The following is a 13,121-nucleotide window of genomic DNA, read 5'->3' on the forward strand; positions in this document are numbered from 1 at the left end:
ATCTCAACAACAGATTCGGCAACGATCTCGACGGCGGTCCCGACGGCGATCTCCACCGTCGCCCGGACGGCGAAGGGGCCTCCCCGCCGTGGCGGGAAGGCCCCTTCCGCGGACCGTGCCGGATCAGTCGCCGTTGCCCGGGGTGGGCGTGGTCTTGGCGATCTGCATCAGGAACTCGGCGTTGGACTTGGTCTGCTTCATCTTGTCCAGCAGCAGTTCGATGGCCTGCTGCGAGTCCAGCGCGTGCAGCACCCGGCGGAGCTTCCAGACGATGTTCAGCTCCTCCGGCGCCAGCAGGATCTCCTCCTTGCGGGTGCTGGACGGGTCGACGTCCACCGCCGGGAAGATGCGCTTGTCGGCGAGCTTCCGGTCCAGCTTGAGCTCCATGTTGCCGGTGCCCTTGAACTCCTCGAAGATCACCTCGTCCATCCGCGAGCCGGTCTCGACCAGCGCGGTGGCCAGGATGGTCAGCGAGCCGCCGTCCTCGATGTTGCGCGCCGCACCGAAGAACTTCTTCGGCGGGTAGAGCGCGGTGGAGTCGACACCACCGGACAGGATGCGGCCGGAGGCGGGCGCCGCCAGGTTGTACGCACGGCCCAGACGCGTGATCGAGTCCAGCAGCACCACCACGTCATGACCCAGCTCGACCAGGCGCTTGGCCCGCTCGATCGCCAGCTCGGCGACGGTGGTGTGGTCCTCGGCCGGGCGGTCGAAGGTCGAGGAGATGACCTCGCCCTTCACCGACCGCTGCATGTCGGTGACCTCTTCCGGCCGCTCGTCGACGAGGACGACCATCAGATGGCACTCGGGGCTGTTGCGGGTGATCGCGTTGGCGATCGCCTGCATGATCATGGTCTTGCCGGTCTTCGGCGGGGCCACGATCAGGCCGCGCTGGCCCTTGCCGATCGGCGCGACCAGATCGATGATCCGGGTCGTCAGCCCGCTGGCCTCGGTCTCCAGCCGCAGCCGGTCCTGCGGGTAAAGCGGCGTCAGCTTGCCGAACTCCGGCCGCCCGCGCCCGGTTTCGGGCGCCATGCCGTTGACCGAGTCCAGCCGGACCAGCGCGTTGAACTTCTCGCGGCGCTCGCCCTCGCGCGGCTGACGGACCGCACCGGTGACGTGGTCGCCCTTGCGCAGACCGTTCTTGCGCACCTGGGCGAGCGAGACGTACACGTCGTTCGGGCCCGGGAGGTAACCGGAGGTCCGGATGAACGCGTAGTTGTCGAGGATGTCGAGGATGCCCGCGACCGGGATCAGCACATCGTCCTCGGACACCTGCGGCTCGTTGCCGAAGTCGTCGCGGCCACGGCGGCCACGGCGGTCGCGGTACCGGCCGCGGCGCCCGCGGCGCCCGCCCTCGAAGTCGTCGTCGGTGTCATCGGCGCCGGCGCGCTGCTGGCCCTGGCCGCGCCCGTCACGCTGCTGGCGGCCGCCGCCCTGCTGGCCGTCGTCCCCCTTGCCGCCGCGGCGGTCGCGCTGGCCGCCGCGCTCCCGGCGGTCGCCCTTCTGACCGCGCTCCTGGCGGTCCTGGCGGTCGGCGCCGCCCTTGCCGCCCTTACCCTCGGCGGTGTCCACGGCGGCCTCGGCCTTCGCGTCCGCCTTGGCCTCGGTCTTGGTCTCGACGGCGGTGGCCGTGGCCCCCTGCTCGGGGCTCCCGGCGGACGCGGTCGCACGACGGCGGCGGCGCTCACCGGCGGGCTGCTCATCGGCAGCCGGCTCGCCCGGCTGGCCCGGGATCTCGATCTGCTGCTGCGCCACAGCCTTCTCGGCCTGGTCGCTCTTCTCCGCCTTGGCGGACTTGTCGGCCTTGTCGGCCTTGTCGGCCTTGTCGGCCTTGCCCGCCTTCGCGGTCGTCTCCTGCTTGGCCGCGTCGGCGCTGCCATCGCCCGTACGGACCCGGGAGGTGGCACGGCGCTTGGGCTTGGTCACCTCCTCGTCGGAGGCGCTCTCGGAGCTCTGGGCTCCGCCGGAGCCCGCGGCCTGCTTCTCCTTGATGACCTCGATCAGCTGGCTCTTGCGCATCCGCGCGGTGCCCTTGATGCCGAGGCTCGAGGCGAGCTGCTGGAGCTCCGCCAGGACCATGGCGTCAAGGCCGGTGCCCGAGCGGCGTCGCCGCGGGGCAGCGCCAGTGGCAGCACCGGTGGCAGGCGCGGCGGGAGCGTCCGTAGCGGGCGCGGCGGCATTGCCGACACTGCTGTCGGAGGTACCGGAGGCGTTCACGCCCATCAGATCGGTGGTGTCGCTCACGAAGGGTCCTTCCCTGGAGCGGGCGTCGGCCTGTCTGGCTCGGCGACCGGTTGTGCTGTCCGGCTGTGGTCCTTCCGTTACGGACCGGGCCGGGGCGGTGGTCCGCCGGGTTACGGCGGAGAGATCAGTTCATGGTTCCGGCGAGACGGAAGACTTTCCTCGGCTCCGCCACGCCGATTCCGGAGCGTGCTCGATACTGCTCAGGCAGGCTGCTCAGGCAGTGCTGGGAGGCTCCCGGAAGAAGGGTGGTCCCTGATGGGGACACTGAGCACCTCGCCTCCGAGTACATCCAAGAGGCATCCAGTGCAGACTTGAGGTTAACACTACCGGATCCAACAAACATTCCCCCTCTCCAAGACCGGCAATCGAGTTTTCCCAGCGCCCGGGCCGTGCCGGGCGTGGTGTCAGCTGAGCGGCAGAACGCTCGCCCCCCCGGCGTCGAGAGCCAGCCGGTTGGCCGCCCATCCCTCACCCGCCAGTCGTGCGACCTTGTCGGCCGCACCGTCCTCGACCAGCGCGAGCACCGTGGGGCCCGCACCGGAGATGACCGCGGGGACGCCGTCCGCGCGCAGTCGGTTCACCAGGGCCAGGCTCTCGGGCATCGCCGGAGCGCGGTATTCCTGGTGCAGCCGGTCCTCCGTCGCCGCGAGCAGCAGCTCGGGACGCCTGGTCAGGGCCTCAACGAGCAGGGCCGCCCGGCCCGCGTTGACCGCCGCGTCCACATGCGGGACGGTGCGCGGCAGCAGTCCGCGGGCGGTCTCCGTGAGCACCGGGCTGCCCGGGACGAAGACCACCGGAACGATGGAATCGGCCGGGTCCATCCTGATCGCCCGCGCGGCTCCCGCGTCCGTCCAGGCGAGGGTGAAGCCGCCGAGCAGACACGCGGCGACATTGTCGGGGTGGCCCTCGATCTCGGTGGCCAGCTCCAGCAGCGCCGCGTCGTCGAGCTTCTCGGCGCCGCCTATGGTCACCGCGCGCGCGGCGACGATCCCGGCGCAGATGGCGGCGGAGGAGGAACCGAGGCCGCGGCCGTGCGGAATCCGGTTGGCGCAGACCACCTCGAGGCCCCGCGGCTGACCGCCCAGCAGGTCGAACGCGGTCCGCAGGGACCGTACGAGCAGATGGCTCTCGTCGCGCGGCAGGGTCGGTGCGCCTTCGCCCGCGATGTCGACATGCAGACCGGAGTCGGCCACCCGGACCACCACATCGTCGTAGAGCCCCAGGGCCAGGCCGAGGGCGTCGAAGCCGGGGCCGAGATTGGCGCTCGAGGCGGGGACGCGCACTCGGACGGCGGCGGCGCGGAACGCTGGACCGGCCATCGCTCGATGACTCTCCTTGTGTGTGCGTGAGATTTCTCGAAGAGGTACGGAAAACCGCGGGGGTTGTCACGCGAAGTACGGCGACGCCGCGCAGAGGTGAGCACTCTGCGTCGGGGCGGATTCAGTACAGCCTATCGAAGGAAGGTTCTGTGGCGACATAGGGCGCACGGGAGGCGCACGATGCGTGTCGCGCTCCCTGCCGCCGTCCCCGACCACTCTACTTGAGCGTGCCGCGCGCCCACTTCGCTCCCGTGCATCTTTTCCACCACTTGAGTGGATCTTGAGAAAGCCGCCGGTGGAAGCGGGGTCGAGGGCCGGCACCGGAACGGGCCGGAATCCGGTGGATCCCGGCCCGCGGCGCTAGACGAGTCCGAGGCGTACGGCGGCCGCGTCCGCGTCCACCGGGACCACAACCGGCTGCGGCGCGCCCGCGACCGCCCAGTCCGGGTCCTTCAGCCCGTTGCCCGTCACCGTGCACACGATGCGCTGGCCCGGGTCGACCAGACCCTGCTCGGCGGCCTTGAGCAGGCCCGCCACGCTCGCGGCGGAGGCCGGCTCCACGAAGACGCCCTCCTGGGAGGCGAGCAGCCGGTAGGCGGCCAGGATTTGACGGTCGGTCACCTCGTCGATGAGACCGCCCGACTCGTCCCGCGCCTGCTCGGCGAAGCTCCAGGAGGCGGGATTGCCGATACGGATCGCGGTGGCGATGGTGCTGGGCTCGCGGACCGGCTCACCGCGCACGATCGGCGCCGCGCCGGACGCCTGGAACCCCCACATCCGGGGAGTGCGGGTGGACCGGGGCTCCTGGTCCCCGAAGGGCACCGCGTACTCTTTGTAACCCTTCCAGTAGGCGGTGATGTTGCCCGCGTTGCCCACCGGGAGCACATGGATGTCGGGCGCGTCGCCGAGCATGTCGACGATTTCGAAGGCCGCGGTCTTCTGCCCCTCGATACGGGCCGGGTTGACCGAATTCACCAGCGCCACCGGGTACTTCTCGGACAGCCCGCGTGCCAGCGTCAGACAGTCGTCGAAGTTGCCGTCGACCTGGAGGATCTTCGAGCCGTGCACCAGGGCCTGGCCCATCTTGCCCAACGCGATCTTCCCCTGCGGGACCAGCACCGCGCAGACCATCCCGGCCCGCACCGCGTAGGCCGCGGCCGAGGCCGAGGTGTTGCCGGTGGAGGCGCAGATGACCGCCTTGGCACCGGCCTCCTTGGCCGCGCTGATGGCCATCGTCATCCCGCGGTCCTTGAAGGACCCGGTGGGGTTGGCGCCCTCGACCTTGAGGTGGACCTCGCAGCCGGTGCGCTCGGAGAGCACCTGCGCGGGCACGAGCGGGGTGCCGCCCTCGCGGAGGGTGACGACGGGGGTCGTCCCGCTGACCGGGAGCCGGTCGCGGTACTCCTCGATGATGCCCCGCCAGCCGTGCCACTGGCGGGTGCCGGACATTCGCGGCCCTGCGTCGGCGATTGCGTTCATGTTTTCCTTACTCCCCTGCTACTCCCGGCCCCGCTGCTGTGCGGTACGCCCGCGTCACCCGCTCCACCCGCTCTCTACTCGCCCTCGACCCGCATGATGCTGGCGACGTCGCGGACCGTGTCGAGGCTGCGGAGCGTCTCCACGGTCGCCGACAGCGCGGCGTCGCTCGCGCGGTGGGTCACGACAACGAGGGAAGCCTCACCGTCCTTCCCCTGCTGGCGGACCGTATCGATCGACACTCCGTGCTCGGCGAAGACTGTGGCGACCTGAGCGAGAACTCCCGGCTTGTCGGCGACATCGAGGCTGATGTGGTATCGCGTGACCACATCGCCCATGGGGCTCACCGGAAGCCTGCTGTAGGCGGACTCCCCCGGTCCGGCGGCGCCCGCCAGCTTGTTGCGGCAGGCGGCGACCAGGTCGCCCAGCACCGCCGATGCGGTCGGCGAGCCACCGGCCCCCGGCCCGTAGAACATCAGCTGGCCGGCGGCCTCGGCCTCCACGAACACCGCGTTGTACGCCTCGCGGACCGAGGCGAGCGGATGGGCCAGCGGAATCATCGCCGGATGCACCCGCGCGGTGACGGACCGGCCGTCGGCGGCGCGCTCACAGATCGCGAGCAGCTTGACGGTGCAGCCCATCCGCTTGGCGGAGGCGATGTCGGCCGCGGTCACCTCGGTGATGCCCTCACGGTGCACGTCGTCGAGGGTGACCCGGGTGTGGAAGGCGATCCCGGCGAGGATCGCGGCCTTGGCCGCGGCGTCGAACCCCTCGACGTCGGCGGTCGGGTCGGCCTCCGCGTAGCCGAGCGCGGTGGCCTCGTCCAGCGCCTCGCTGTAGCCCGCGCCGCTGCCGTCCATCCGGTCGAGGATGAAGTTGGTGGTGCCGTTGACGATGCCGAGGACCCGGTTGACCTTGTCGCCCGCCAGCGATTCGCGCAGCGGCCGCACCAGCGGGATCGCGCCCGCGACCGCCGCCTCGTAGTACAGGTCCGCGCCGCGCTCCTGGGCCGCGGCGTGCAGGGCCGCGCCGTCCTGGGAGACCAGCGCCTTGTTGGCGGAGACCACGCTCGCGCCGTGCTCGAACGCGGTGGTGATGAGGGACCGGGCGGGCTCGATCCCGCCGATCACCTCGACCACCACATCGATGTCCCCGCGTTTGACCAGGGCGGTGGCGTCGGTGGTCACCAGGTGCTCCGGCACCCCCTCACGGACCCGGTTGGGGCGGCGCACGGCCACCCCTGCCAGCTCCACCGGAGCCCCGATGCGCGCCGTCAGGTCGTCCGCGTGCGTCGTCATGATGCGCGCCACCTCTGAGCCCACTACCCCACAGCCCAGCAGCGCCACTTTCAGCGGACGCGTACGCATCATCCGACCTCGTCTCTCATCCATCGTTTGGTGCACCAGTCTCAGGCACTGGACGGAAATTCCTATCCCGGGTCCAGTATCCGAGATTTATTTCTCGCTAGCCGACATCGAGCCGCAGGAGATCTTCCTCGGTCTCCCGCCGGACGATTTCCCGCGCCTGTCCGTCGCGTACGGCGACGACCGGCGGACGCAGCGCGTGGTTGTAGTTGCTCGCCATCGAGCGGCAGTAGGCGCCGGTGGCGGGGACGGCGATCAGGTCGCCGGGCGCCAGATCGGCGGGCAGAAAAGCGTCCCGGACCACGATGTCACCGGATTCGCAGTGCTTGCCGACGACGCGGGAGAGCATCGGCTCGGCGGTGGAGGTGCGGGAGACCAGCGCCACCGAGTACTCGGCGTCGTAGAGCGCGGTACGGATGTTGTCGGACATCCCGCCGTCGACGCTCACATACGTCCGCAGGCCCGGCAGCTCCTTGACCGTTCCCACCTCGTACAGCGTGAACGCGGTCGGCCCGACGATCGCCCGCCCCGGCTCGACCGACAGCCGCGGCACCGCGAGCCCCGCCCCCTTGCACTCGCGGTGCACGATCTCGCGCAGCGCCGCGGCGATCTCGTGCGGCTCGCTGGGATCGTCGTCCGCGGTGTACGCGATGCCGAGGCCGCCGCCGAGGTCGATCTCCGGCAGCTCCACCCCGTGCTCGTCGCGGACCTCCTTCAGCAGCCCGACCACGCGGTGGGCGGCCACCTCGAACCCGGAGGTGTCGAAGATCTGCGAGCCGATGTGCGAGTGGATGCCGATGAGCTCCACCCCGTCCAGCTTCAGCGCCCGCCGCACCGCCTCGGCGGCCAGCCCGCCCGCCAGCGGAATGCCGAACTTCTGGTCCTCGTGCGCGGTCGCGATGAACTCATGGGTGTGCGCCTCGACGCCCACGGTGACCCGGATCTGCACCCGCTGGCGCCTGCCGAGCCGCTGGGCGATGTGCGCCACCCGCACGATCTCCTGGAAGGAGTCGAGCACGATCCGCCCGACCCCGGCCTCGACCGCGCGGGTGATCTCCCGCGTCGACTTGTTGTTCCCGTGCAGCGCGATCCGCTCCGCGGGCATCCCGGCGGCCAGCGCGGTGGCCAGCTCCCCCTCGGAGCACACGTCGAGGTTGAGCCCCTCCTCGTGCAGCCAGCGCACCACGGCCCGGGAGAGGAACGCCTTCCCCGCGTAGAACACGTCGGCCTCGTCCCCGAACGCCTCCCGCCAGGCCCGGCACCGGGCCCGGAAGTCCTCCTCGTCCAGGAAGTAGCCGGGCGTCCCGAACTCCTCGGCCAGCCGCGTCACGTCGATCCCGCCCACGGTGGCGACACCGTCGGCGTTCCGGGCGACGGTACGGGACCACACGCGCGGGTCGAGCTGGTTGAGGTCGGCGGGCGGCGCGCTGTAGTGCCCCTCGGGAAGGACATCGGCGTGGCGGGGGCCGGCGGGGTGGGCGGAACGGCTCATGGTGTCTCTCTCGCAGGTGTCACAGATGTTCTGGAGCGGTCATGCCGAGCAGGTGGAGGCCGTTGGCGAGCACCGTGCCGGCGGCCTCGGCGAGGGCCGTCCGCGAGCGGTGCACGGCCGAGGGTTTCTGCTCGCCGCGCGGGAGGGGCGGACACGTGTCGTGGAAGCGGAAGAGGGCGTCGGCGGTGGCGACGAGATGCCGGACCAGCCGGTCGGGCGCCCGGTGGCGGGCGGCGGCCTCGATGGTACGGGGGAAGTCGCCGAGGAGGGCGAGGAGGGCGATCTCGGCGGGGTGGCCGTAGGAGGCCCCGTCCAAGGTCCCGTCGGTCCCGTCGGTCCCGTCCGGCTGTGCCTCGACTCCGAGGTCGTGGGCATTGCGCAGCACGGCCCGGACCCGCGCGTGGGCGTACCGGACCCGGAAGAGGGGGTTGGCCTCGCGCTGGCAGAGGAGCCGCTCGGGATCGAGGTCGGGGAGGTCGTGGGCGGCGGGCCGCAGCAGGGCCCAGCGGGCGGCGTCGGGGCCGAGCCGGATGAGGAGCCCGTCGGCGGAGACACCGGCGGCGCGGACGGCGAGCGCCTCCCCGCCGGGGCCGTCCGCTTCCGCCTCCCCGCCACAGGCGGTGACGAGCCCGCGGACGACATGGGCGACGAGGGCGGCGCGTACCTCGCCCACGGCGGTCCCGGAGGCGAACCGGACCCGCTCCCCGGCCATTCCGTCCCCGCGCCCGTAGTCGCGCCCCTGGGCGAGGACGGTGTCCACGAGGTGCCCGTGGGAGGTGGCGTCGAGGGTGATGTTCAGGAACCCGGGGTCGGCGATGTCGACGCGCGCGATCCCGGGCGTACGGACCAGCCGCCGCCGCAGTATCTCGGCGATCCGCAGCGCACCGCCGCCGGACACCCCCTCGGCCCGGGCGAGCTGGAGGGCGACGTTGGTGGCGTAATCGCCGCAGCCGGGCCGCGGCGGAGTCCGCACCTTCACCCGCTCCGGCACGGTGACGCACAGCTCGTCGTCCTCGACGGCACGACGCACGGTGTGCAGCACAGTGCGGGAGAGCTGGGCGGGAGTCACGGGACAAGCGTATGGGAGGAGGGGGGTGCCCCCGCGAACCGGTTTCGTCCTTCGGACGCCGGGCCGGTGAAGAACGGCCCGCGCCCGAGGCATCCACCGGCGGCCGGTGGCTGTCTGCCAGCTGCCGACTGCCGACCACCGGCGGCCGACTGACGACCACCGGCCATCGGCTGCCGGCCACCGGCTGCCACCTGTCGGCCACCGGCCGCCGGAGCCCACCGCCGACCGGCCGACTAGCCGGTGGGCCCCACAACCGGCGCGGCATCACCAGGAGCCGTGGCCCCAGCACCCCCTCGCCTCATCAGCCGCCCCACGAGCTTCACCAGGTCGGTCGGCTCGAAGGGCTTGGCCAGGAAGGCGTCGACGCCCAGCGCCTTCCCACTGTCCATCTCGTACTGCGTACACGCACTGATGATCGCGACGGGCACATGACACGTCCGAGCATCCGCACGCAACCGTGATGCCGTATGCAGCCCATCCAGTCTGGGCATCACGACATCGAGAGTGATCACATCGGGCCGCACCTGGTGGACGATCTCCAGGCACTCGGCACCATCCGCCGCGGTCACGACCTCGAAGCCCTCCAGCTCGAGGTTGACCCTGATCAGTTGCCGGATGACCTTGTTGTCGTCAACGACAAGGACCCGGCCGGACAACCCAGGCACAAACTGAAGAGTAGGCGCGCGGCCCCGGCCACGTCCGGGTTTTGCCCACTTCCGCCACGTGCGGGGGACCTTTGCCCCGGACTCCTGCGCCCCCGCCGCCACATGCGGTATACCCCCCTCCGCTCCCGCCGCCCGCCCCTCCGGACCCTCTCCCGATAAGCGTTCATGAACACCCCGAGTGAGCTGGTAGGGTTCTACCCGTCGCCGCGAAACACCGGCGGCAACGCCCCCGTAGCTCAGGGGATAGAGCAACGGCCTCCGGAGCCGTGTGCGCAGGTTCGAATCCTGCCGGGGGCACCCAGAGAATGGGAATGGGCATGACGGTTTTGCCGTGATTGTCCGTCCCGGGTGCCATGATCGGGTGCCAGCACTTCGGTGCGGGCGCCCGATTTTTGTTCCATGGGGCGACGGTGAGCCACTGTTGGTCGTCGGCGCCGATGTCGGTGGCGGCCTGCCAGGCGGCGTCGAGGTCCTTGTCATCGAGCAGGGCGTCGATCAGAACCCGGCCGCTGTACCAGGGCTGCCGACGCTGTCCCGCGTCGGCGCGCAGCAGGTCCAGCGCCCCCTCACGCTCGGCCGGCCAACAGTCCGCGGCCCGCGCGGCGGCGCGAAGTTGCTGGTACGCGAGCAGGGTGCGGCGGGCGCGGAAGGGGTCGCGGCGCAGGGCCACGGCATCGGGGAGCCGGTCCGCCTGCGCGTAGCGGTCGCAGAGGTAGTCGACAAGGGCAGTGTCGACGGCGGCGAGATCGCGGGCGTCCTGGATGCCGCGTTCCGCCCAGCGCAGGGCCTCCTCGGGGCGCCGGGCGGTGTCCAGCTCGTGGGCGATGACCAGGTGCGTGTGTCCGTTCGGTGAGAGGTCGGCCGCATGCACGGCGATCACCGCGTCGACGTCACCTCCCGCCTTGGCCAGACGCTCCGTCAGGTACTTCTCCGCCCAGCCGCGGCGGTTACCCCGCCACGCCTCGACCGCCAGCTCGCAGGACGGCCATCCCCGCTTCGCCGAGGATTTCCTCGTAGTCGAGCGGGTCGATGTCTGTGAGGCCGTCGTCCACGTCGCCGAGCGCATGGCCGACCAGCCAGCGCGCGAGTTCCTCGGGGTCGGGGCGTGCCGCACGGCATGCTTCGAGGTGGGCGTCGGCGAGGTCCGCACCGACCTGCCCGAGCCAGCCGTCGGCGTCGTCGACGCTCTCCACCGCGTCGGCGAGCAGCTTCATCGCCTCCCGCGCCAGGGGGATCGCGTCGTCGGCCCGGCCCGAACCGGTGAGCGCGCCGATCGCGGACACCGCCTGCCCGGCCTGATCGGCGTAGGTGCGGGCGTCGGCGTACTCGACGTACCCGTGCTGCGCGAACGGGCCGATGTCGAGCAGATCGCGGATACGGGCCCGGAACGCAGCGAGGTTTCCGCGGGCACTCGCGGCCCGAAGCTCCAGGCGGCGCCGCAACTGCCGATCCTCGGCGACCTGTTCCCGCACCAGGGCGAGCAACTCGTCCTTGGACAGGTCGGACAGCCACCCCTCGAGGTCCTGCGCGCGGTCCCGGGCCGCCTTCCGCTGCCGCGGCAGGCTCTCCCGCTGGGCGAGCGCCGTCAGGCCGAGGGCGACCAGATGCTTGCAGAAGTTGCCCTCCAGGCCGTACGGGCAGTCGCACTCTCCGGACAGCCCGCCGGGCCCGTCCAGCGTCAGCTCCACCTCGTACCGCTCCGTGCCGTGGACACTCGCGGTGACCCAGCCGTCACCGACCTCGACCCCGGACACCGCGTCCAGATACCCCCTTCCCCGTTCGAAGGAGCGCGGACCGGCCAACGCCCGCAGAGTCGACTCGCTGAACCCTTCCATGGCCTTCCTCCGCTCTCGCGCCGTCTGCTGACCCCGGCATCCGCCCTCTGGGTCGCTCGCCCGCCGCTCCCCCGGCTACTGCCAGGCGCGGACCAGGTCTTCCGGGCCCCAGTGCGCCGCGAGCGGCAGGCCGTCCTCAACGCCACAGCGGGAGACGGCCACGAGCGGGGTGTCCGGTTCGGCGCCGGACACCGCGAGCATGTCCCGAGCCAGGGCGTCGTACTCGCGTCGGCCGAAGGACTGCGACTCCAGCCACTTGATCGAGCCGATGAAGTGCACCGCGCCCGCGACCGGTTCGCGGTCGGCGCCGATCAGGTCGATCTCGGGGTTGTTCTGACGGTTCCACCAGCCGCCGACCGCTTCCGTGTGGGGCCATCGGTCATCGGGGAGCAGGCGCAGCAGCGACTCGCGGATGACCGGCTCGACCGCACGGCCTCGCCACGTGGTCCAGGAGCGCTCGATGCGCTCCAGCGCCAGATCGCCGCGGCCGCGCTCGATGAGCGGGATTCCCCGTTGCAGGAAGGCCAGCCAGAAACGAAGGTACGGGTCGGCGATCCGGTAGCGCTTGTTCTTGGTGTCGGCCTTGGCGGAGAGCGGGAGGTCGGTGGCCAGGATGCGCTTGGCCTGCAGGATGTGCAGCAATGGCGACAGGGTCCCGGAGGGCAAGGCACCCGCGCCTCCGGCCTGCGCGGCGATGGTGGAGAAGGTCCGCTCGCCGCTGCCGACCGCCTCCAGCACCGCTCGCGAATGCGAGGCTTCGGGGAACTCGCCCAGGAGTGAGAGTTCGCCTGCCATCAGTAGCGGCGACAGAGGGTTGGCCACGGCCTCGCGCAAGAAGTCCGTACGGCCCATTCCCGGTCGCCACGACTGGACGATCTCGGGGAAGCCCCCCGTGATCAAGAGCGCGTCCACCGCGTCCGCCGCATCCAGAGAGGTCATGGCCTGCACATCGGCCAGGTGCAGCGGACGTACGGTCATCTTCGCGGCCCGGCCGAAGAACGGACGGCCGTACGACTGCAGCGCCTCCATCACCGACATGTCGCTGCCCACCAGGATCAGCAGAACCGGCTTGGCGGACAGGTGACGGTCCCAGACCGTCTGCAGCGCCCCTTCGAATTCCTGGTCCTGCTCCACCAGCCACGGCACTTCGTCGATCACCGCGACGCTCGGGGCATCGTCCGGCACCGCGACGGCCAGGGACCGCAGCGCCTGGTTCCAGTCCGCTGCGTGCAGCCCGGCCACCAGTTCCGCCCCGGGCAGCGCGGACTGCGCGAGCGCCACGGAGAAGTCCGCTCGCTCGGCGACGGCGTTACGTCCCCGGGTCGCCTGGAAGACCACGTACGGAACGCCGGACCGGTCGCAGAACTCCTGGACCAGACGAGACTTCCCCACCCGACGCCGCCCCGTCATGATCACAGCCTGGCCCCGGGTGGCTCCCGCGCCCCCGGTCACGACGCCCAGTTGCCTGGATAGGAGATCGAGGTCAGCGACCCTGCCCTTGAAGTCCATCCCTGCCGTACCTCCGGCCACCTATCAAACATAGTTTCGATCTTACGTAGATTGAATCTTACTTAGATGCTAGCGCGCTTCTTCGTGCGCCGCAGGCGACTTCGGCATCGACAGGGGCGGCTCCCATATGCAGCGGTCGAAGCAC

General features: G+C 71.2%; 9 protein-coding genes, 1 tRNA gene and 1 pseudogene. 1 reads left to right on the forward strand and 10 read right to left on the reverse strand.

Features of this window, described 5'->3' with window-relative positions:
• Positions 1–123 precede the first annotated feature (123 nt).
• The 7 genes from rho to HUT19_RS13020 form a co-directional block, all read right to left on the reverse strand.
• Positions 124–2,247, reverse strand: coding sequence for a transcription termination factor Rho (gene rho, locus HUT19_RS12990; protein WP_176180629.1), 2,124 nt, complete (start codon positions 2,245–2,247; stop codon positions 124–126).
• 404 nt (positions 2,248–2,651) lie between these two features.
• Positions 2,652–3,566: a homoserine kinase gene (gene thrB / locus HUT19_RS12995; protein ID WP_176180630.1), complete on the reverse strand. Its 915-nt coding sequence runs from the start codon at positions 3,564–3,566 to the stop codon at positions 2,652–2,654.
• Between the two features lie 360 nt (positions 3,567–3,926).
• Positions 3,927–5,015 carry a threonine synthase gene (thrC, locus tag HUT19_RS13000; protein ID WP_176186816.1) on the reverse strand — a complete coding sequence of 363 codons (1,089 nt, stop codon included), beginning with the start codon at positions 5,013–5,015 and terminating at the stop codon, positions 3,927–3,929.
• 104 nt (positions 5,016–5,119) lie between these two features.
• Complete coding sequence (locus HUT19_RS13005) at positions 5,120–6,412, reverse strand: homoserine dehydrogenase (RefSeq protein ID WP_176180631.1); 1,293 nt, start codon at positions 6,410–6,412, stop codon at positions 5,120–5,122.
• 94 nt (positions 6,413–6,506) lie between these two features.
• Entirely contained in the window at positions 6,507–7,898 is a 1,392-nt protein-coding gene (lysA, locus tag HUT19_RS13010) for a diaminopimelate decarboxylase (RefSeq protein ID WP_176180632.1), read from the reverse strand.
• Positions 7,899–7,917: 19 nt separating this feature from the next.
• Positions 7,918–8,967 (reverse strand): ArgS-related anticodon-binding protein NrtL, encoded by a 1,050-nt coding sequence (gene nrtL / locus HUT19_RS13015; protein ID WP_176180633.1) that lies wholly within the window; start codon positions 8,965–8,967, stop codon positions 7,918–7,920.
• Between the two features lie 233 nt (positions 8,968–9,200).
• A complete protein-coding gene (locus HUT19_RS13020) occupies positions 9,201–9,632 on the reverse strand; it encodes a PleD family two-component system response regulator (protein WP_254885553.1) in 432 nt (143 codons plus the stop codon).
• Positions 9,633–9,857: 225 nt separating this feature from the next.
• On the opposite strand from HUT19_RS13020, the gene HUT19_RS13025 reads away from it, so the two are divergent.
• Positions 9,858–9,929 (forward strand) — tRNA-Arg (locus HUT19_RS13025).
• 406 nt (positions 9,930–10,335) lie between these two features.
• Here HUT19_RS13025 and HUT19_RS44255 read toward each other — a convergent pair.
• The 3 genes and pseudogenes from HUT19_RS44255 to HUT19_RS13035 form a co-directional block, all read right to left on the reverse strand.
• Positions 10,336–10,698 (reverse strand): annotated as a pseudogene (locus HUT19_RS44255) (DUF6880 family protein); the annotation flags it as partial.
• Positions 10,580–11,467 carry an SWIM zinc finger domain-containing protein gene (locus HUT19_RS44260; protein WP_368661690.1) on the reverse strand — a complete coding sequence of 296 codons (888 nt, stop codon included), beginning with the start codon at positions 11,465–11,467 and terminating at the stop codon, positions 10,580–10,582. The gene HUT19_RS44260 and the pseudogene HUT19_RS44255, both read right to left, overlap by 119 nt.
• A gap of 75 nt (positions 11,468–11,542) precedes the next feature.
• Entirely contained in the window at positions 11,543–12,976 is a 1,434-nt protein-coding gene (locus tag HUT19_RS13035; protein ID WP_176186820.1) for a DUF234 domain-containing protein, read from the reverse strand.
• Positions 12,977–13,121 lie beyond the last annotated feature (145 nt).

This window comes from Streptomyces sp. NA02950 (assembly GCF_013364155.1).
GTDB lineage: Bacteria > Actinomycetota > Actinomycetes > Streptomycetales > Streptomycetaceae > Streptomyces.